This is a genomic window from Pseudarthrobacter sp. TAF60_1 (genome assembly GCF_052113505.1).
In the GTDB taxonomy this organism is placed as follows: Bacteria; Actinomycetota; Actinomycetes; order Actinomycetales; family Micrococcaceae; genus Arthrobacter.
Genome location: NZ_JBFRDI010000021.1, coordinates 25407 through 45927, shown reverse-complemented (window position 1 = coordinate 45927; position 20521 = coordinate 25407). Strand labels below are relative to the sequence as shown.

The 20521-nt window shown below is 65.8% G+C and carries 16 protein-coding genes; 8 read left to right on the top strand and 8 right to left on the bottom strand.

Features of this window, described 5'->3' with window-relative positions; genetic code table 11:
- Positions 1 to 17 precede the first annotated feature (17 nt).
- The 3 genes from AB4Y73_RS19450 to AB4Y73_RS19440 are packed head-to-tail and all read right to left on the bottom strand — an operon-like array spanning position 18 to position 3596.
- Positions 18 to 1031: an ABC transporter permease gene (locus tag AB4Y73_RS19450; protein ID WP_441874156.1), complete on the bottom strand. Its 1014-nt coding sequence runs from the start codon at positions 1029 to 1031 to the stop codon at positions 18 to 20.
- A complete protein-coding gene (locus AB4Y73_RS19445) occupies positions 1021 to 2043 on the bottom strand; it encodes an ABC transporter permease (protein ID WP_441874154.1) in 1023 nt (340 codons plus the stop codon). The genes AB4Y73_RS19450 and AB4Y73_RS19445 overlap by 11 nt, the downstream gene beginning before the upstream one ends.
- A complete protein-coding gene (locus AB4Y73_RS19440; protein WP_441874152.1) occupies positions 2040 to 3596 on the bottom strand; it encodes a sugar ABC transporter ATP-binding protein in 1557 nt (518 codons plus the stop codon). The genes AB4Y73_RS19445 and AB4Y73_RS19440 overlap by 4 nt, the downstream gene beginning before the upstream one ends.
- A 158-nt stretch (positions 3597 to 3754) precedes the next feature.
- Here AB4Y73_RS19440 and AB4Y73_RS19435 point away from each other — a divergent pair, with 158 nt between their 5' ends.
- A complete protein-coding gene (locus AB4Y73_RS19435) occupies positions 3755 to 4771 on the top strand; it encodes a LacI family DNA-binding transcriptional regulator (RefSeq protein ID WP_441874150.1) in 1017 nt (338 codons plus the stop codon).
- A gap of 25 nt (positions 4772 to 4796) precedes the next feature.
- On the opposite strand, the gene AB4Y73_RS19430 is transcribed toward AB4Y73_RS19435, so the two are convergent.
- Positions 4797 to 5639 (bottom strand): SGNH/GDSL hydrolase family protein, encoded by an 843-nt coding sequence (locus tag AB4Y73_RS19430; RefSeq protein WP_441874148.1) that lies wholly within the window; start codon positions 5637 to 5639, stop codon positions 4797 to 4799.
- Positions 5640 to 5918: 279 nt separating this feature from the next.
- Here AB4Y73_RS19430 and AB4Y73_RS19425 point away from each other — a divergent pair, with 279 nt between their 5' ends.
- Positions 5919 to 7883 (top strand): MFS transporter, encoded by a 1965-nt coding sequence (locus AB4Y73_RS19425; protein WP_441874146.1) that lies wholly within the window; start codon positions 5919 to 5921, stop codon positions 7881 to 7883.
- A complete protein-coding gene (locus AB4Y73_RS19420) occupies positions 7880 to 8434 on the top strand; it encodes a TetR family transcriptional regulator (RefSeq protein ID WP_441874144.1) in 555 nt (184 codons plus the stop codon). The genes AB4Y73_RS19425 and AB4Y73_RS19420 overlap by 4 nt, the downstream gene beginning before the upstream one ends.
- A gap of 139 nt (positions 8435 to 8573) precedes the next feature.
- Here the strand turns inward: AB4Y73_RS19420 and AB4Y73_RS19415 are convergent, their stop codons facing one another.
- From AB4Y73_RS19415 to AB4Y73_RS19405, 3 genes are read right to left on the bottom strand one after another with little or no spacing between them, the layout of a single operon-like run.
- The gene (locus tag AB4Y73_RS19415) at positions 8574 to 12026 is read right to left on the bottom strand and encodes an ATP-binding protein (RefSeq protein WP_441874142.1); all 3453 of its coding nucleotides are present in this window, start codon (positions 12024 to 12026) and stop codon (positions 8574 to 8576) included.
- Positions 12023 to 12781 carry a DUF4194 domain-containing protein gene (locus AB4Y73_RS19410; protein WP_441874140.1) on the bottom strand — a complete coding sequence of 253 codons (759 nt, stop codon included), beginning with the start codon at positions 12779 to 12781 and terminating at the stop codon, positions 12023 to 12025. Before AB4Y73_RS19410 ends, AB4Y73_RS19415 begins: the two co-directional genes overlap by 4 nt.
- Positions 12781 to 14238 (bottom strand): DUF3375 family protein, encoded by a 1458-nt coding sequence (locus AB4Y73_RS19405; protein ID WP_441874138.1) that lies wholly within the window; start codon positions 14236 to 14238, stop codon positions 12781 to 12783. Before AB4Y73_RS19405 ends, AB4Y73_RS19410 begins: the two co-directional genes overlap by 1 nt.
- Positions 14239 to 14549: 311 nt before the next feature.
- Between AB4Y73_RS19405 and AB4Y73_RS19400 the strand changes: the two genes are divergently transcribed.
- The 3 genes from AB4Y73_RS19400 (at position 14550) to AB4Y73_RS19390 (ending at position 17952) form a co-directional block, all read left to right on the top strand.
- On the top strand, positions 14550 to 14852 hold the full coding sequence (locus AB4Y73_RS19400; protein ID WP_441874136.1) for a hypothetical protein: 303 nt from the start codon (positions 14550 to 14552) through the stop codon (positions 14850 to 14852).
- 61 nt (positions 14853 to 14913) lie between these two features.
- The gene (locus AB4Y73_RS19395) at positions 14914 to 16941 is read left to right on the top strand and encodes an acyl-CoA dehydrogenase family protein (protein WP_441874134.1); all 2028 of its coding nucleotides are present in this window, start codon (positions 14914 to 14916) and stop codon (positions 16939 to 16941) included.
- A gap of 51 nt (positions 16942 to 16992) precedes the next feature.
- A complete protein-coding gene (locus AB4Y73_RS19390) occupies positions 16993 to 17952 on the top strand; it encodes a TIGR04086 family membrane protein (protein ID WP_441874132.1) in 960 nt (319 codons plus the stop codon).
- Here the strand turns inward: AB4Y73_RS19390 and AB4Y73_RS19385 are convergent.
- A complete protein-coding gene (locus AB4Y73_RS19385; protein ID WP_441874130.1) occupies positions 17949 to 18344 on the bottom strand; it encodes a YchJ family protein in 396 nt (131 codons plus the stop codon). The genes AB4Y73_RS19390 and AB4Y73_RS19385 overlap by 4 nt on opposite strands.
- A 244-nt stretch (positions 18345 to 18588) precedes the next feature.
- Between AB4Y73_RS19385 and AB4Y73_RS19380 the strand changes: the two genes are divergently transcribed.
- Positions 18589 to 19215, top strand: a complete 627-nt coding sequence (locus AB4Y73_RS19380) for a hypothetical protein (RefSeq protein ID WP_441874128.1) — start codon at positions 18589 to 18591, stop codon at positions 19213 to 19215.
- Between the two features lie 171 nt (positions 19216 to 19386).
- On the top strand, positions 19387 to 20451 hold the full coding sequence (locus AB4Y73_RS19375) for an aldo/keto reductase (RefSeq protein WP_441874126.1): 1065 nt from the start codon (positions 19387 to 19389) through the stop codon (positions 20449 to 20451).
- The last annotated feature ends 70 nt before the right edge of the window (positions 20452 to 20521 follow it).

Below are 20521 nucleotides of genomic sequence, written 5' to 3'. Positions count from 1 at the left end.
TTAGATGCGGGCGGTGGTCAGGTCGTTGAATCTTTGCGGGTGAGGGATCGGAAAGAGGTGATGGCGTTGGGGGCGACGACGGCGAGGATCAGGAGGCCGCCGGTGAGCATCGACAGCGTGTCCTCGGGGACGCTGGCCAGCTGGAGGGCGTTGCGCAGGATGGCCAGGAGTCCGACGCCGGCAACAACACCCGGCAGGGTACCCTTGCCACCAAAAATGGACACGCCGCCTAGCAGTACCGCCGCGATGACGGACAGTTCGAGGCCCGTGGCGTTGTCTCCGCGTGCGCTTCCGTAACGCAGGGTCCACCACACGCCGACCACTGCTGCGACGACGCCCGAGATGACGAAGAGCCAGAACTTGGTCCGTGCGACCCCGATTCCCGAGAACCGTGCGGCGTCCACGCTGTAGCCGATGGCGAACAGGGCGCGGCCGAAGCCGGTGAAGTGCAGGAAGACCGCGAAGACGATAACGAGAAGTACGACCGGCAGGATCCAGACGGGGATGCCTGTGGACCCGATCTTTGCCTGCAGGCCCGTGGTGATGGCCCGCGGGAAGCTGGTGACCGCCTGGTCACCGAGGACAACAAAGGCGAGCCCGCGGTACAGCGCCAGGGTGCCGATGGTCACGGCCAACGACGGCAGGCCGACCACGGAGACCAGGAATCCGTTGACAGCCCCGGACACGGCGCCGATGACGATGCACACGGGAATGATCGTCTCCATCGGCATGCCGGCGTTCCAGAGCGCTCCGAACACGCAGCTGACGAACCCTGCCACGCTGGCCACTGAGAGGTCGATCTCGCCGGTGACGATGATCAGTGTCATCGGCAGGGCCAGCAGCAGGACCGGGATCACATCGATAAGTAGGAAACCGACGTTGCGTGAGGTGGCGAATCCGCTCACGGTCAGGGAAGCGACGATGACGCTGGCCACGAGGGCCAGGATGATCGCGGTGTCCCAGCTGCGCAGGAAGCCGAGGCGGGGAGGGCGGCGGGTTTCTGCTGCCGGCGGTGCTGTATCAACCAGCATGTGAATCGTGTCCTCTCAGACGGCGCTCGGTGCGCAGGGCAAGGTATCGGTCCAGGACAATCGAGGCCAGGATCAAGACGCCGATCATCGCTCGCTGCCAGAAGGGGGAAACTCCGAGGACCGGAAGGGCGGAGGTGATCGTGGTCAGGAGGACGGCGCCAAGCGCCGCCCCGTACACCGTGCCGACACCGCCGGCGATGGCGACCCCGCCAACCACAGCCGCGGCCACGACGTTCAGTTCCAGGCCTTGGCCCGCCGTCGCGTCCAGGTTGCCGTACTTGGCTGCATAGATCACCCCGGCGAGTCCGGCAAGGGCGCCGGAGACGGCGAAGGCGGTGAACACCTTCCGGCCGACCCGGATTCCGTACAGGCGGGCGGCCTGGACGTCCGAACCGATGGCGTAGAACTCGCGTCCGGAGCGCAGGTTTCTCAGGTAGAGCCCGAAAGCCAGCACGACCGCGAGGGCGATCAGGGCAAGGTAGGGGAATCCGAGCAGGGCGCCCGCACCGAGGGCAAGGAAGTCTGCCGGCAGGTCAGACGGGCTGATCTGCTGGCCCTGGGCCCAGGCGAAGTCAACCCCGCGGAAGATGTACAGGGTGCCCAGGGTAACCACCAGGGCCGGTACCTTGGCCACGGCGATCAGTGCTCCGTTGATGGCTCCCAGCATGGCACCGATAGCGATGCCGATGATCAGCATGGCGATCACGGGAAGACCGGGCACCGCGATGAAGATTTTTCCTGTGGCGAAGGCAGTCAGCCCGAGGACTGAACCGACCGAAAGGTCCACGTTCTTCGTCACGATCACGATCCCCTGACCGACGGCGAGGATCACCAGGATCGAGGAGTTCAGCAGGAGGTCTTTGATGCTCTGCCCGCTCAGGAACCGGGGATTGGCGGCGACTGTGACGGCGATCAAGATCACCAGCGCGAGGAACACGCTGAACTCACGTGATCGGGTCAACGTCCCCAGCCATGCCATGGAAGGCTGACGTTGCAGGGTTAGGGTGGTCACGCTGTTGTCTCCTTGGTTTTCGGGTCGACTCCGGTGGCGGCCGTCATGACGGATTCCTCCGTGGCGTCCTTGCGGCTGAGTTCTGCGGTGATCCGTCCCTCGTGCATCACCAGCACGCGGTCCGACATGCCCAGAATCTCGGGCAATTCCGAGGAGATCATCAGGACGGCCAGGCCCGTGCCCGCCAGTTCGGAGATGAGCCGGTGCACTTCGGATTTAGTGCCGACGTCGATTCCGCGGGTGGGTTCGTCGATGATCAGGACTCGGGGACCGGTGGCCAGCCACTTGCCCAGGACGACCTTCTGCTGGTTTCCGCCTGAAAGAGTTGAGATCGGGGACGTAGGGGACCCCGCCTTGATCTGGAGTTTCTTGGCCCACTCCGTGGTGGCCTGGGCTTCGGCCTGGTTGGTGAGGAGGCCAAAACGGCTCAGTTTGCGCCGGAGAGTCAGCGTCAGGTTGCGGCTCACGGTCAGCTCCATGACGAGGCCCTGCTTGCGCCGATCTTCCGGCACGAACGCGAGCCCGGCCTCCATCGATGCCCGGGGGGACAAGGACTTGAGCGGCACGTCACGGACCAGCACTTCGCCGGCATCGTATTTGTCGATACCGAATACGGCCCGGGCCACCTCAGAACGTCCGGCGCCGACAAGGCCGCTGAGGCCGACGATCTCGCCGGCCTTCACGGTGAAGGAAATATCCGAGAAGACGCCCTTGCGGCTGAGTCCCTTCACCTCAAGGGCGGTGGCTCCGATTTGCGTTTCCTGCTTCGGGAACAGTGAAGCGACGTCGCGGCCCACCATTTGCCGGATAACGCCGTCGACCGTCAGTTCGGAGGCCGGCGCGGTGGCGACGTGCGCGCCGTCGCGCATTACGGTGATCCAGTCCGCCAGCGCGAACACTTCGTCGAAGCGGTGCGAGATGAACAATACTGCGGCCCCCTGGGCCCGCAGGGTCCGGGTGACGGCGAAAAGCCGGTCAACTTCGACGCCGCTGAGCGCCGCCGTCGGTTCGTCCATGATCAGGACACGCGCCTCGAGCGAAATGGCCTTGGCGATTTCCACTACCTGCTGGTCAGCAATCGAGAGTCCCTGCGCAACGCGGTCAGGATCGATCTTGACCCCCAGTTGGGCAAAGAGCTCCAGGGCCTGCCGGCGCATCGCCTTCCGGTCGATTCGGTGCAGGGAGCGCAGCGGCTGCCGCCCCATAAAGATGTTCTCTGCGACGGTGAGGTCCGGGAACATGGTGGGCTCCTGGTAGATGACCGCAATCCCCGCCTCCCGGGCATGGAGCGGGTCACGGAATGAGACCTCTTCGCCGTCCAGCAGGACTTGGCCGCGGTCCTGCTGGTGGAGCCCCGCGAGAGCCTTCACGAGGGTGGACTTGCCGGCGCCGTTTTCTCCGACCAATGCCGTGACTTTACCGCGGTACAGGCTCAGGCTGGCACCGCGCAGGGCGTGAACAGCTCCGAAGGACTTGTGGATATCCCGCAGTTCCAGAAGAGGAACCTCGGCGCTTCGGATGCTCCGAACCTTGGCGTCCTGTGCTTCGGCCATGTCGGTTACTCCTTTGTAATGAATCGATTCATAAGTGAACCTCCTCACACGGTAGAGCGTGTGTCTGTTGCGTGTCAAGAGTGCAACAGGGCACCCGCATGGGAGAACGAAGTAACCTTGATGAGGGAATTGATTCGATTCATAGGTTGGAGGTTTCAGTGGCCGGCGCCCCGGGTTCGAAGCTGAAGGATGTCGCAGCCCTTGCAGGGGTTTCCGTCGGCACTGTTTCAAATGTCCTCAACCGGCCGGAACAAGTCTCGGCTGCCAAGAGAAGCCGCGTGCTGGCCGCCATCGATGAGCTGGGATTTGTCCGCAACGAATCAGCCCGGTCGCTTCGGTCCGGGTCCACCCGGAGCCTCGGCATGCTGGTGCTGGACGTCCGCAACCCCTTCTTCACCGATGTGGCGCTCGGGGCCGAAGACGTCGCGGAAGAGCACAAGCATTCCCTGATCCTGGCCAACAGCGCCGAGGACGCCGGGCGGGAACTGGCGTATCTGGACCTGTTTGAGCAGCAGCGGGTCCAAGGCGTCCTGATCACCCCGTTCGGCCAGGTTCTTCAACGGCTTGAAGTCATGCGTTCCCGGGGCATTCCCTCCGTTCTCGTTGACCGGCTCGCGGGAGCAGACCAGTTCTGCTCGGTTTCGGTTGACGACGTCGCCGGCGGCGCAACAGCCATGGCCCATCTCCTGAACATCGGTTCGGTGCGCCCGGCGTTCGTCGGCGGTCCGTTGACGCTGCAGCAGGTCGAGGACCGTTACCGGGGTGCTACCGAGGCTGCGGCGGAGGCAGGGATCGGTATTCAATTATTCGAAACGCCCGATCTGAAATTTGAGCGGGGGCGCCGGATCGGCGATCTCATCGGCAACCTCCAGCCTTCGAAGCGGCCGGACGCCGTGTTTGCAGCCAACGACCAACTGGCGCTCGGACTCCTGCAGTCCTTCACTGCCAACGGGCTCCGGGTGCCCGCGGACATCGCAATTATCGGATTCGACGACATAGATTTTGCGTCCCAATCAAGCATCCCGCTCAGCTCCATCAGCCAGCCGCGGCATCTGATCGGCGAACGCGCCGCCCAGCTCCTCTTCGACGAAGTCGACGGCGAGCCCGGACACGTGCACAGCCAGGTGGTGTTCACTCCCGAACTGGTTATCCGGCAGAGCACCCAGCGCCGCTAGCGGTGCCTGCCTGGCCCGGGATGGGCTAGGTCTTGTTCGCCCCTGCGCGTCTCTCCGCGATCTTCCTGAGGCCACGCTTCCGCGGTACCTTGACCGGTTCCGGCCAACGCGGGCTTAGCGCATCCCCCAGTGTGATGCCCCTGATCTTGCGGCCAAAGAGTGGCAACACCCAGTCGTTGACCCAGCGCCGCTGCCGCTGTTCCCACTCGCGCAGGCTTAGCCTGGGCAGCGGCTCCCATTCCTTGGGTTGAATTTTGTGCGGCACGCCGAGCTGGTCCAGCACCTGCCCAGCGAGGTATTTATGGCCGGCCTTGGACATGTGGAGCCGGTCCGAGTCCCACATCCGCTGGTCATGGAAGGCATCCAGGCACCAGTAGTCCACCAGCACGGCGCCGTACTTGGCGGCGATTTCCCGCACCCGCTGGTTGTAGATGGTGTTCCGCTTCTTCAGCAGCTCCAGCACGGCGGACACCTTGACGTCGAAACCCGTGAAGAGGACCACCGTTGCCCCGCTACCGGCCAGCCGCACCACCAGCTTTTCGTAGTCATCCATGAGGGCGGCCATGTCCGTGCCGATGTCCAGGATGTCGTTGCCGCCGGCGTAGAGGGTGATCAGCGCCGGATCCATGGCCAGCGCTGGCTCCAGCTGCTCGCTCACTACATGGCGCAGCCGCTTGCTCCGGATAGCCAGGTTGGCATATTCCCAGCCGGGGTCGGCCTTGGCCAGCTTCTCGGCCACCCGGTCAGCCCAGCCCCGCACCCCGTTGGGCAGTCGCTCGTCCCGGTCCCCGACTCCCTCGGTGAAGGAATCGCCAAGAGCAACAAAAACGCGCCGACCACTCGAAGGAAGCAAAGAATCAGCGCACACCGTCCCACCATAACGGGCGAAAGAAAAGCCAGGGTTAACGTCGGACGACAGCGTGGAGTGCGAGAGGGTTTGGAAAAAACCCACATCAAGTGAGAGAGCGTTTGGCAGGGGTTGCGTACTCGGGTGTGTGACACGGCGAACACGGCCCCCAGATTGCGGCCTGGGGGTGAACGATGGTTCACTAGATAGAGGGTAAACGCCCGTTCACCGCACCGCTCGTGATGCTGGCCGCGTTCCTGCCCCCGGTTCCCACGCCCCGCTCCCCCTCGAAAGCAGCAGATGCCCCGTACCACCGCCGCCCGTCCCCAACGCAACCCAGCGCCGTCGCTCATCACCGCAGTCCTGGCGCTCAGCGGCACGGTGGTGTCCCTCATGCAGACACTGGTGGTCCCGCTGCTTCCGGACTTCCCGGGCATCCTGGGCGTAACGGCCGACGACGCCTCCTGGCTGGTGACCGCAACGCTGCTATCCAGTGCGGTGGCGACACCGATCGTGTCCCGCAGTGCGGATATGTACGGCAAGCGAAAAATGATGTTGATCTGCCTGGCCATCATGGTGGGCGGTTCGATCATGGCCGCAGTTGGCGGATCTTTCCTGTGGCTCATCATCGGGCGGGCCCTGCAAGGGTTCTCTTCGGCACTCATTCCCGTGGGCATCAGCATCATGCGCGACGAACTGCCCAAGGAAAAGATGGGATCGGCGGTGGCACTGATGAGTGCCACCCTCGGCATCGGCAGCGCCATGGGTTTGCCGCTGGCCGGCGTGCTCTACGAACAGCTGGGCTGGGAGTCCATCTTCTGGGTATCCGGGGCGGCCGGGACGCTGCTGCTGCTGGCCGTGATGCTGGTGGTTCCCGAATCCAAGGTCCGCACGCCCGGGCGCTTCGACTACGCCGGCGCCGTGGTGTTGTCCGCCGCGCTGGCGGCCCTCCTGCTGGCCATCTCCAAGGGCGGCTCCTGGGGCTGGGGCTCCGAGCCGGTCCTGCTGCTGTTCCTGAGCGCTGTAGTCCTCCTGGCCATGTGGGTCCCCTACGAGCTCAAGGTCAGCCACCCGATGGTTGACCTGCGGACCTCCGCCCGCCGTCCGGTGCTGATGACCAACCTGGCCTCACTGCTCATCGGGTTCGCCATGTTCGCCAACATGCTGCTCACAACGCAGCAGCTCCAATTGCCCGCCACCACCGGCTACGGCTTCGAGCTCAGTGTCATCACGGCCGGGCTGTGCATGGTGCCGTCCGGGCTCGCCATGGTGATCTTCGCACCTGTTTCCGGACGCCTGATCCGTGTTTTTGGTGGCAAGACCGCACTGATTGCCGGCGCTGCTGTCATGATTGCCGGCTACGTGGGCCGGGTCTTCTTCTATGACTCCATCGCCTCGGTCATTATCGGTTCCACTGTGGTCAGCATCGGAACGGCAATCGCCTACGCCGCCATGCCCACCCTGATCATGGGCGTTGTGCCCATCACGGAGACGGCGTCGGCCAACGGACTCAACAGCCTGGTCCGGTCCATCGGAACGTCGACGTCAAGCGCCGCCGTCGCCGCCGTCCTCACCTCGGTGACCATCACGGTAGGCGCTGCCCACCTTCCTTCCTTTGATGCGTTCAAGGATGTTTTCTGGATGGCGGCCCTGGCCTCGGCGGGGTCCATCCTTGCCGCGGTGTTCATCCCGCGCCTGGCAGCACCCCGCCCGGCGGTGCCCGTCGGCGCGGTCAGCGAACTCGTGGTCCAAGGACGCGTCCTGGCGGCGGACCACCGCCCCCTCACGCCCGCCGTCGTCACCGTAATGCAGACCGACGGCGAGCCGGTGGACTGGAGCCGCGTGGACGCGGAGGGCAACTATTCCGTGGCGCTGCCCGGCGCCGGGAAATACCTCGTGGTGGCCAACGCGGGCGGCTGGGCGCCGCTGGCCCAGGTCTTCGACTTCGACGGCCGCACCCTCCAGCACAACTTCCTCCTGGGGAAGCGCCTGGAACTGAGCGGCACTGTCAGTGTTGGCGGCAGCGCGGTGCCCGGCGCCATGGTGACGCTGCTGCAGGCCACGGGCGAGCATCTGGCAACCACCCATACCAATGACGACGGCACGTACGCCTTTCCGTTGCCGCCGGCCGGCCGCTATGTGGTCACCATGCTGCATCCCGTGACCCATCAGGCACTGGCTGGCAAGCTGGCGGTGGATAACCGTTCCGTCACGCTGGACCTCGCCGCGCCCGCCGTGGACGCCGGAGACCCGGTGCGGGCATGAGCAGCCCCAGCCACGACGCCATCCTGCAGTCCGCCAGGCGCCTTTTCGGCGAACGGGGATACCGCGGCGTGACGGTCCGGGACATCGCCGCCGACGCCGGCATTTCGGCGGCCCTGGTCATGAAGTTGTTCCTCTCCAAGGAAAAACTCTTCGCCGCGGCGCAACCGGACGAATCGCTGCTCACGGACCTGGACGTCCCGACGTCGGAACTCGGCAGGGCGCTGGTGTTCCGCGTACTGATGCGGCGGGAACGCGGCACGCAGGAGCCGTGGGCCATGATCCCGTTCGCCGTCCAGGACGCCCCGGATCCCGAAACTGCCCGGTCCGAGATCCGCGAACGCTACCTCACCGCCGTTGCCCGCGTCATCGGGGACACATCACCGGGCCGGCGCAAGGCCGCCACGGTGATCGCCCTGATGACCGGTTTCGGCGAAACGTTCCGCACCCTGGGCCTGTTCGACCACTGGGAGTTCGACGATCTCGTGGCCCACTTCGGCGCAATCATCCAGGCCCAAATCGACGCCGTCGCCCCGCCCGCCCCCACCCCCTGAAACGCTCTCTCACTTAATGCGGGAAATTCCCAAACGCTCTATCAGCTAACGCAGAAAAAACACCATCGCTCTCTCACTTTCCTCAAGAAAGTGAGAGAGCGATGGTAAAAAACCCACATTAAGTGAGAGAGCGTCCGGGTTAGCGGAGGACGATGTCCACCGGGTTGGCCTCGGACCGCCATTCGCCCTCCGAGCGGGGGCGGCGCCGGATCACCGGGGCAGTCAGCACGCCGGAGCGGTTGGTGCGCTTATCGCGGAGGATTTCCGTGACGGAGCCCAGGTGCCGGGACAGGTCGATCACGTTTTCCGGTGCAGCCAGCAGCAGCTGGAACCCGAATTCGTGCAGCGCCTTGATGCCCGCACCGGCGAATTCCTCGGAGGCCAAAACGAATGCCTCGTCCATCATCACGGTGCCGTACGTGGTGAAGCCCTGCTCGGCGATGCCTAGCTGGTAGCTCAGCGCCGCGGCCATGATGAACGCCGTGAACCGCTGCCGCTCGCCGCCGGACATGGAGCCGGTATCGGCGTGCATGTAGACCTCGGTGCGCTTCCCGCCCTTCGCGCCCGGTCCGGTTACCTCCCGGTGTTCCTTGCACTGGATGAACAGGTGGCCGCGCACGTCCAGCACTTCAGCGCGCCAGCGCCGGTCCTCGGGCGTGGACGATCCGAGCCGCTTCACAAGCGTTTCCAGGGTTTTGTAGCGCGCGGTGAGCTCGGCGTCATCGTCGGTTTCGATGGCGGAGCCGCTGCGGGCCGGCCGCGTGTGCCGGGCCTTCAGGGCGTTCTGGATCGCGTCCTTGAACTGCTTCGCCGTGGCCGGGAGCGTCTGTTTGATGTCGAGTTCCAGGAAACTGCCCTCGTGGAAGTTGACCTCCGACAGAATGCCGTTCAGGGGCAGGATGCGGCTGGTGATGGAGCGCCGTTCCTCGTCCAGCAGGTGCAGCAGCGTGCTGAACGATTCGTGCGTGCGCTGGTTGAAGAACTGCCGGAACTCGCTCTCCTGTGCGGGCAGGCCGTCGCTGACGATGGCGTGGTAGCGGGCCTCGAACTCCCCCGCCGCGCCGATGGAGGTGCCGTGGTCCGCCGAGATCGCCGAGCCCCATTCGCGTACGAAGCCCTCGAAGATGCGGGTCAGGCGCTCCGAAGTGGCCTGCCCGCGCGTCTCGGCGGTGTGCAGCTCCCCGAGCAGGGCCGTGCGGACGCGGTTGGCCAGGTTGTCCAGCTCATGCATCTCGCTGACGTCGCCGAAGTCCGTGAAGTACGGTTCCAACGCGGTGACGGTAGCGTCCGACGGCGGCGCCTGGGCGAGGCGGGCACGCGCGGCTTCCAGCAGCGAATCGGCAGTGCTCAGCTGGCGGTCCAGTGCCTTGTATTCGCTTTGCAGGACGGCCGCCGCCTCGGTGCTCGCCTGATGTTTCTGCCGCGCAGTCTCGATGTTGGCCCGCAGGGGTTCCAGGTCCGCCTGCGCCGCTAGGGCGTCCTTGAGCCGCTGCTCAATCCTGGTGAGTTCCTCGGCGGCCACCGCGGCGGACACCTGTTCCCAGGGGCGGTGGTCCTCGGCGATGCGGCGGAGGGCGTCGAGCTGGCGGCTCATGCCCTGGTGGGACTCTTCCCGGCTCTGGGCAAGCTCGGCCGCCTTGGCCAGTTCCTGCTGCAGGTCCTCCACCTGGGCGGCCACGAGTTCCAGCTTGGCGGCGTTGTCGAACCCGAGCACGTAGTCCTGGCGGCTGGTGAAGCGGTCGTCCTTTTCCACGGTGTGGCGGTTGCGTTTGACCACACCGCCCAGGCTTAGGCCCTTGTCCAGCTTCGCCAGCTCGTCCGGGTCCTCCACGCACGGGTACGCGAAATCGAGGGCGATCCGCTCACGGATCCATTCCCCGGCGTCGGCCACCGCGCCACTGGCGAGGATGTCCAGCTTGGTGAGCAGGTCGCCGTCGCGCGCGTCCTTCACGGCGAGGGCGCCGCCAGCGAGCGGTTTGGACACGTCCACGGCGCGCAGGGCGCCGCGCACCTTGTTGTCGTTCAGGTAGCGGGTCACCGCAGCGAAGTGTTCGCCGGGAACCAGCAGCGTGGTGGCCAGGTTCCGGAGCGCGCGCTCGGCGGCGGGCCGCCACTGCTCCTCGCCCTCGGCGAGGTCAATGAGCTCGCCGCCAAACGGCATCCGGTCCTCCGGGACGCCGGTGGCCGCGGCAATCGCCGCCCGGTTTTCAATGCTCGACGGCGGCAGCAGGGACTTGCGCGTCTTCAGCGAGACGAGTTCCTGCTGGGCAGCCGCCAGCTCGCGCTTCTTGGTGGCGTGGCCGTCGAAGGCCTCGAAGCGGAGGTCCTGCAGGGCCTGCGAATCGTCCTTGAGCTCGGCAGCCCTGGCCGCCGCCTGCTCGTGGGCCTGTTCCCAGCCCTCGGCGGTCCAGTCAAGCTGCAGGCCGGCGTCGGACAGGGCCTTCCGCGCTGCTTCCTCCACCTGTTCCCGGAGCCGCAGGCCAACCCTGGCATTCTCCAGCGACTGTTCGATCGCGGAGATCGCGTTGCCGCCCTGGTTGTTGTAATCGATCTCGAGCTCGCGCAGTTCTTTGGCGAGGCCGTCACGGACCGTGCGTTCCGCGCCCAGTTCCTTGGCTTTGGCCTGGGCCAACTCCTTGATGCGGGACAGGGTTTTCTGGTGCACGGTGACCGCGAGCTGCTGCTTGTAGGCCTCGAACTCCTCCCCAGCCAGCTCACGGAGCCGGTTGGCGTCCAGCAGCGACTGCGCGTAATCCTTGTTCAGGCCGGGCACGGGGGCAAGCTGGTCGCGCTGCTGCCGCACATCCTCGAGCCGCTGCCGGATGGACATCAGGTTACTGAATTCCTCCACCACCGAATCCGCCGCCGAAAGGGTGGCAGGGGCGTCCAGGACCTGGTCGCGGAAGAAGGTGTTGACGCTGCCGCCCAGTCCTTTGCCGGCCTGGATCACGCGCAGCAACGGCAGGGCCTGGTCCGAGTTGATCCCCAGCAGCCGGCGGAACCGCTCCGCGAAGGCCTTGTGGACGTCGAAAATCTGGGCGTCCGGGAAGACCGACTCCAGCGTGGCCTTGGTGAAGCGCTTCTCCGCGATGTCCTCAATGGCCGGCAGGTCCAACGGCTTGTTGTCGATCAGGTAGAAACGTCCAACACTGGACTCCGTCCCGTTCTTGGGCACATCGAACAGTGCCGATACGGTGACGCGGGTGCCCGCGGCGTTGTCGAACGTCAGCGCGACGGCGGACCACGTGGCACCGGGGCGCTGGAATGCACTGGCCGAGCCCTCGCCCACGGCCTTGTCGCCCACTTTGCCGCGCATGTAGGTGAAGGTGGTCCTCTTGTCCTCCACAGCCCCGCCGGCACGCTGGGCGGCGGCCTCGTTGGAGCGCGGCCGGGCGTCGAACACCCGCAGCATGGCATCAAAGAGCGTGGACTTGCCCACGCCGGAGTTGCCTGTCAGCAGGGTTCCGTTGCGGTCCACGTGCATTGTGTGCGCGCCGTGGAACGTTCCCCAGTTGACCACCTGCACCAGAGCAAGCCGCATCTGGCCCGGGTTCGTGAGCTCGCCCATGGGGAGCATGGCTGCGACGCTCACTTGTCCTCCACGGTTTCGGTGGTTTCAGTCTCTGTGTCGTTGTCCATTTCCAGCAGCGGTTCGGTGCCGGCGGGATCGGTTGTGGCTGCCACCAGGGCTTCGATTTGGGCCGGGATGTCGCCGATGTTTTCGAACGGCAGCGCCAGGGGCAGGGCGTTTGAGATGGCGTACACGTCGTCCAGGCCCGTGGTGAGGAGCAGCTGGCGCGCCAGGAGTTTGGTGATGGCACGGTTGACCACGTCCGAATCACGCAGGGCGTCCTGCTGGCCGGCGGGCTGGTAGTGGGCCACGAGGTCTGCGATTTCCTCGCGCGTGATGGTGGGATCGGTCTGGGCCGTGACGTGCCGGTCCAGCAGCAGGCGCAGGCGGAGCAGCACAATGGTCTCAACCCGGCTGAGCGCCCGCTGCTGGCGGAGGATGCTGGACCGCGTGCTGCCCCCGATGGCGTCCGGGTCCACCGGGCGCAGGACGGCGATCTTGCGCTCATGGTCAAGCTGCAGGGTCAGGAAGAGCTCTGACAGGCGGCTGCGCAGGATCAGCTGGTTATCCAGCAGGGTGGTCCACAATTTCTCGTCCCGCCCGCCGTCGATGTACGGGCCCTTCAGCAGCTTCACCAGGGCCTGGCGCACCTTCATCGAGAGCACGCCGGTGTCGCCCGGGAACAGGGCGGCGCCGTCGACGAACGTGTCGCGCGGTGTAACGCCACCGCTGCGCTCCACGACCGGAACTGCCGCCGTCGTGTTTTCTTCAGTCATCATGAATCCTTCTTGAGGGTGACCACCGGCAGGTACGCCTTGCGGGTTGTGCCGTCGATCTGTTCGAAGTCCAGGCCGTCCCAGGTTTCGCGGTCGAAGGCCGCGCCTTCCTGGAGGGCATGCCCGAGGAGCGCGCGGATGGAGTTGATGTGCTGCTCTTCGGCGGGCAACTGCGCCCAGGCCTCGGCCAGGGTGGCGGCACCCGCGACGGCGGCACGGATGGCCTCGGGGCGCGCCTTGCCTGTCCGCGGCGAGCGCACGCGGTCCGAATCGCTGAAGGCGATGGGGTCCGCGAGTTTGGGCGGGACGGCGAACTCGTCCGGGTCATAGAGCTTGACCATGGCGAGCGATTCGAAGCCTGCATTGAACAACACCGGGCCCCGGACCAGGCCGGCGCGTTCACGTTCGTACGGCAGGGACCTGATGGCCTGCTCGGCCTCGCGCAGGACCTTCCGGAGCCGGACGGACTGGCGGAAGTCGTCGCTCTGGACGTAAGTGTTCAGGCTTTCGCTGAGCTTGCCGTAGATGCGCTGGATCTGGCCATGCTGGTGGCGGAGCTCGGCCACCAGGTTCTTGAGGGTTTCGCGGTCCTCCGGCGAAAGGTCATCGGCGAACTGCCGGCTCAGGACCTCGCCGATCGCCGAGCGGAACCGCATCTGCTGCTGCGGGTCGTCCAGGAACGCGGTGAAGGAACGGAAGGTCCTGCCCTCGGGGCTCTGCCGGAGCCGTTTGTCCGCTTCCAGGACCTGGGCCATGGTGGCTCCCTTGCTGAGCGACTCCTCGATGATCTGGTTGCGCAGTTCGCCCACCAGTTCTTCAATGCGGTCGCGCATCTTTTTGTAGTCGGCGGGCAGGCTCGCGGCGAGGTCCAGGATGTTGCCGGCGGCCTCCACGGCTTCATCGTCATCGAGCAGCCCGTCAAAATCACCGCTGCTGATGTCCTGGATCAGCTGCTGCCGCTCCCCGATCTCTTCCTCAAGGGATTCAAGCCGGGCGCTCTGGTCCGGGTTGGTTTCGTTGGCGAGCTTCTCCACGTCACCGAGCAGCGTTCCCAGCCGGGATCCGTTCAGGGTGGACCGCTCGCTGGAGAGGCTGTCCAGGAAGGCGAGCACACGTGCGGCAGGCTCCGTGACTTCGTACACGATCTGCCCCGACTGGTTGCGGCGGGTCAGGAAGTTCTTGCGCGTCCATTCGTCCGCGTAGTTTCTGCCGGTGGAAGACCCGACGGCGGCGCCGCCCGGATCCTGGCGCCGCAACTGCTCAAGGAAGGAGTCGACGTCGGCGTGGAACTCCTCGAGCGGAAGCTGCGGACGTGTGCGGGTGAAGGACGCCTGCAGCACGGCGATGACCCACGGAGCGGAGCGCGTGAGCGCCCAGGCAGGGCCTTTGGTGAGGAGTTCGAGGTCCCGGAGCCGGGCGCTGATGGCGTCAGCGGATGACCTGGCGGAGCGGGGCACGCACTCTCCTTGAGCTGCTGGGGGATGAGTTGGGCAGGAAAAACTGCCAACTACAAGGTTAACGCAGCAGCCCCTGCAACCAACGCGGGGTCACAAAACGCCCGATCCGGGAGCAAAATTGAGCGCAAAGTGACCCCACGTTGGGTGGGGAGCGTGCAGGCAGTCCGCGACCACCCCGTGACCTACCCCCGGGTAGCATTGCGATCCCGTATCAACCCGCTCTCCTGACCGGCGGCGTCTGGTTGGGAATGCCCGGCAGCCCCTACGCTCAGTCCTACTGACTCAACCGTGGCAATGGCACAGGGGGAACAATGCAGTTCGACTTAAGTTCAGTGGAGATCTACACCATGGTGTTTATCGGCACCATCCTGTTCGCGCTGGCCCTGGTGGCCTTCGTCCTGACCGCAGGATTTCTTGCCCTGGTCCTGGTAGGGGTGGGCAAGCTGGCCTGGTACCTCGTGTCAACGTCGCTGCTGGCAGTGGTCCACGGCATCAACCAGGGCTGGGACCGGCTGGTGCATCAAGCCGCGAGCGTGGAGCTTCCCGGGGACTTTCAAGGGCAGCCCTCCCCTAGTACCGGAAGCTACCCGCGGGTAATGTTGGGAGACAGCTAAAGGGTTCTCCAACCCGGCGGATCCATGGCTAGAACCGGCCATCCGGCGAAGGAGATACCTCATGAGCTCCGCCACTGACAGTCCCGCCACCAAAGCTGCCCCCGACGCGCCTCCCATCGACGCTCCGGACGCTGACGTCCCGGTCGACGCGGGCAACATCGGTCCTGAAGCCACCGCAGCGGATGCCCGGGCACTCGCCGAGGCCTCCCGGGAGACCGGCTGGGACCGGCCCAGCTTTGCGAAGGGACTGTACCTGGGAAGTTTTGACCTCGGCCTGATCCACCCCTGGCCGAAGGCCCGGGCAGAGGATGTGGAACGCGGCGAAGCCTTCATGGAGCGGCTCACCGAATACGCCCGCACCATGTCCGGCCGCGTGATCGAGCGGGATGCGAAAATCCCGGACGACTACATCCGCGGCTTGGCGGACCTTGGCGTCTTTGGCATGAAGATTCCGCAGGAGTACGGCGGGCTCGGCCTGTCCCTGGTGTACTACGGGAGGGCGCTGGCGCTGCTGGGCAGCGTCCACCCCAGCCTCGGTGCCCTGATTTCGGCGCACCAGTCCATCGGAGTGCCGGAACCCGTGAAGGTCTTTGGCACCGCTGAGCAGAAACGCGAATACCTACCGCGCTGCGCCGCCGGGGCCGTCACCGCTTTCCTGCTGACCGAACCGGACGTTGGCAGCGATCCGGCCCGGATGGGCAGCACCGCAGTTCCCGCGGACGACGGCGGGGCCTACGTTCTGGACGGCGTCAAACTTTGGACCACCAACGGGGTGATCGCCGAACTGGTGGTGGTGATGGCCCTGGTGCCGGCCCACACCGATGCGGATGGCACGGCCCACAAGGGCGGCATCAGCGCGTTCGTGGTGGAGATGGACTCCCCCGGCATCACGGTGGAGAACCGCAACACCTTTATGGGACTGCGGGGCATTGAAAACGGCGTGACCCGGTTCCACCAGGTCAAGGTGCCCGCGGCTAACAGGCTGGGACGCGAGGGGCAGGGCCTGAAGATCGCGCTCACCACGCTGAACACAGGCCGGCTCTCGCTGCCGGCGCTGTGTGTGGCGTCCGGACGTTGGAGCCTGAAAATTGCGCGGGAATGGTCCAACGCCCGCACCCAGTGGGGCCAGCCGGTGGGCAAACACGAAGCCGTGGGCAAGAAGATCGCCTTCATTGCCGCATCCGCCTTCGCCCTCGACGCCGTGTTTGAACTGTCCGCCGAGCTTGCCGACGCCGGGCAGAAGGACGTCCGGATCGAGGCAGCCTTGGCCAAGCTGTGGTCCACCGAGATCAGCTGCCGAATCGCCGATGAGCTGGTCCAGATCCGCGGCGGCCGGGGCTTTGAGACCGCAGAATCGCTGGCGGCACGCGGGGAACGCGCGGTTCCGGCGGAACAGCAGCTGCGCGATCTCCGGATCAACCGCATCTTCGAGGGTTCCTCGGAGATCATGAAGCTCCTCATCGCCCGCGAAGCCGTGGACGCGCACCTTGCCGCTGCCGGCGACCTTGCCTCCATGGATGCGAGCCTGCAGGATAAAGCGAGGGCCGCCGTCGGGGCCTCAGGCTTTTACGCGAAGTGGCTGCCCAAACTCGTTGCCGGCGCCGGGATGGACCCACGCTCCTACGGCGACTTCGGCCGGCTGGCCAAGCACCTGCGCTTTGTGGAACGGACGTCGCGCCGGCTGGCCCGGCAAACGTTCTATGGCATGGGCCGCTGGCAGGCGAAGCTGGAATACAAGCAGGCGTTCCTGGGCCGTGTGGTGGACATCGGCGCCGAACTCTTCGCCATGGCGGCGTGCTGTTCACGGGCCGAGATGCTTCTTCGTACTTCCCCGGAACATGCGGCGGGCGCCTACGAACTGGCAGAGGCGTTCTGCGAGCAGTCACGCGTCCGCATCGACGAATACTTTGACCAGCTGTGGCGCAACACCGACGACGCCGATCACGCGCTTGCCGGAAAGGTCCTGGCCGGAGATTACACCTGGCTGGAGGCCGGCATCCTGGACCAGTCCGAGGGCACCGGCCCGTGGATCCAGGACGCCACACCCGGGGCGTCCACGAAGGAAAACCTGCACCGCACCTACCGCTAGCAAATAGTAAGCATCCTTGTTATCGCCGCTGACCAGTGGTTGAGTTGAGTCATGAGCAACCACATGGAACCAGGGGACGGACTTCCGCGGCGCGCCCGGAAGGAGAATCTGCGGAGCGAAACTGATCGTGACGCATCCTTCGCCGGCGGTGAGCCCACGCGGGCGTTGGATCAGCCGCAGCCTTATGCTGAGCGGCCTTATGTCGAACAGGAGAACGAAACGCAGCGGGACGTTGGACGGCGGGACGTTGGACGGCGGGACGTTGGACAGCGGGACGTTGGACAGCGGGACATCGGACGGCCAGACGTTGACCAGCGGGACGTTGGACGGCCGAACGCTGAGCCTGCCTACGCGGCGGAACCATACGCCGCAGAACCGTCAGGCGGCGTTCCGGCGGCAGACCCGCGCCTGACGGATCCTCGCCTGACTGACCGGCAGACCGCTGTGGCCCGCGAGAAGGAACAGTTCGGCGGCGTGAAGGTGGGCTCGGCCTTTTTCGGCTGGCTGGCGGCCACCGGCATGGCTGTCCTGTTGACGGCCTTTGTTGCCGCAGCGGGCACCGCGGTGGGGCTGGCGAGCAACACGGACGTCAACGAGGCCGTCCACCAGATGGCCACCAACGGCACCGTGGGGCTGGTGGGCATCATCGCCCTGCTGGTGATCCTGTTCGTCTCCTACTATTCAGGAGGCTACGTGGCCGGCCGGATGGCGCGGTTCAACGGCGCGAAGCAAGGCATGATGGTGTGGGTCTGGGCACTGATCGCCGCCGTCGTGGTGGCGCTGCTCGGCCTCATCGCAGGGCAGCAGTTCAACGTCCTTGCCAACCTCAACAGCTTCCCGCGGATCCCCATCAACGAAGGCGAGCTGACAGTCACCAGCATCATCGCCGCCGTCGTGGTGGCTCTGGTTGCGCTTGTAGGTGCCGTGCTCGGCGGCCTGGCCGGCATGCACTTCCATCGCAAGGTGGACCGGGCAGGGTTCACTCCGGACGAAAGCTACAACGAAAGCTAAGCGACGGCGTCCACGTAGTACCAGCGCCGGTTTTCCCGCACAAAGCGGCTGGTTTCGTGGTGGACTCCGCGTTCGCCGTCGTGCCGGAAATGCGCTTTGAACTCCACAATGCCCTCGGTGTCCAGCGGGCCGCCGCGGTGCGTGGAGACGATGTCCAGGCGGCGCCACTCCATGACCGGGTCCAGTTCCAGGTCAGTCGGCCGGGTGCTCGAATGCCACGTCTTTCTGAGGTATTCCGCGTTGAGCAGCACAAACGCGGAATAGCGCGAGCGCATCAGCTGCTCGGCCGTGGCGGCGTCCGTTCCGCCGTTGTGGAAGCGCCCGCAGCACTCGCTGTACGCCTCGCCCGACAGGCAGGGGCAGTTGCCGGCAATTTCTGGGTTCGTGCGCAAGGGTGCTCCTTTGGCGGTGGTCTTCGCAGCATCTCGGCTGCCTTGGTTCCCTACCGACTATAGGCGGCGGAAATGGGCGGCATGGCGGGTTGTCATATCGGGTAACAGCTTCGAAACAACCTCGGCCGCACCCCCGCAACCGGGCGTGTGTCCGAAAAATAGTCCGTAAGGTAGTGCAGGGGCTTGGTGCCCGTGGTGATGGGTCCCGGCACAGGCTCCGCCGCTGGCAGATTGGAGTGATGACGTGGGAGATTCAACAACGATCGCTCTCAACCTGACGTTTTTCGGCACGCTGGGACTGGCATTCCTGATGTTCCTGGGCCTGTTCCTCTTGGTCGTCCTGACCCTGGTCCTCGCGGGCGTGGGGCGGTTCCTGGTACTGACCGTGCAGGCACTGTTTGGCCGGCTCCCCAAGAACGACACCCTTCCCCTGGCCCGCCTCACCGGGGAGACCGGACAGCCGCCGAATGCCGCCAATACCGCGCACGACGACGCTGCTGCTGCCCCCGCCCCCGCGAAGCCACGTCACCCGTTGCTCCCTGCAGCCCGGCGCGAACCGCCAGTACTGGCCGAGGACTGGGCGGCCGCCGTCGCGGACGCCGATGCCCGGGCCATGGCGCGGGCGCGGGCCGCCGCCCCCGAGATCAAGGTGACGGTCCGCGAACTCCCTGCGCCATCCCTGCCGGCAGCAAAGCTGGAAGCGGTGGCCCCGCTCGTGGAGTCTGCGCTGCACCTGGACGTTCCGGCGGCCCGCTCGTTTACGAAGCCGCCGTCTTCGGCGCCGCTCTCCCCGCTGGACACAGGCTCACTCATGTCATTGAACGGCCACGCGAAGCTCCTCAAGGCCAAGCTGCCTGCCAACAACAACTGAGCTCAGGCACCAGCCGGAAGGTTCATAATTCGTCACGCCGCCGGGCCGCGTTACGCCCCGCTACGAAAAGCGAAGTACTAAGGCAGGATTCGTTTCCGCTCCGCCGAATGTGTGTAGCGTCGTGACGATCCACAGCAATCCGCGTGGGGAATTGACCGTGAGGAGCCGGGGATGAGCCTCAGCGAACTTCGGGTGTTCGGCCGGTCCGGCACACCCATCAGCCCGCTCACCTTGGGCACCATGAACTTCGGCGAAGGCTCCGGCAGCGCCTCGGACAGCAGCGCTGCAAACGGCGCACCCACCGGCGCGGACGAAAGCATCCGCATCATCCAGTCGGCCCTGGATGCCGGCATCACCGCGGTGGACACCGCCGACGTTTACTCGCAGGGCGAATCGGAACAGGTAGTGGGCCGGGCGATCCGCGGGCGCCGCGACGACATTTTCCTGGCCACGAAATTCCACGGGCAGATGAGCCCCAACCCCGCCCACTCCGGCAACTCCCGTCGCTGGATCATGCAGGCCGTGGAGGGCAGCCTCCGCAGGCTCCAGACCGACCGGATCGACCTGTACCAGGCCCACCGGCCGGACTACAACACGGACGTCCTGGAGACCATCACGGCCCTGAACGACCTCATCCGGCAGGGCAAGATCCTCTACTACGGCACCTCGGTCTTCACCCCGGCGCAGCTGGTTGAGGCGCAATGGCTTGCCACCACCAACCACCTGATCCCGCCCGTGGCCAACCAGGTGCCCTACTCCATGCTGGTCCGCGGCAACGAACGCGACGTCCTCCCCATCGCCCAGCAGTACGGCCTCGGCGTGCTCGCCTACGGTCCGCTGGCCGGCGGCTGGCTGTCCGGCGATTTTGTCCTGGACGCCGGCAAACCGCCCACCCGCGTGCATTCCCTCCCGGGCCGCTATGACATCTCCGGGCCCTCCAGCGAACGCAAGCTCCTGGCGGCGGACTCGCTGGCCAGGCTGGCGGACAAGCTGGAGATCTCCCTCGTGGAGCTTTCCGTCGGCTTCGCACTGAACCACCCTGCGGTGAGCAGCGTGATCATCGGCCCCCGCACGGAAGCCCACCTCCAGGCCTACCTCAAGGCGGCGGACACGCTCCTGAGCGAGCCGGTCCTGGATGCGATCGATGAGCTGGTACCGCCCGGGACCAACTACGTGGAGCGCGATGCCGGCGCCGTCGTCCCGTCGCTGGAGTACGCGGAACTCCGCCGCCGCTGAGCGCCGGAACCCGGCGCAGCGCCGTCGGGCATTTCTCATCCACGCCCCGTCCAGCCCTTACCCTGAGCAA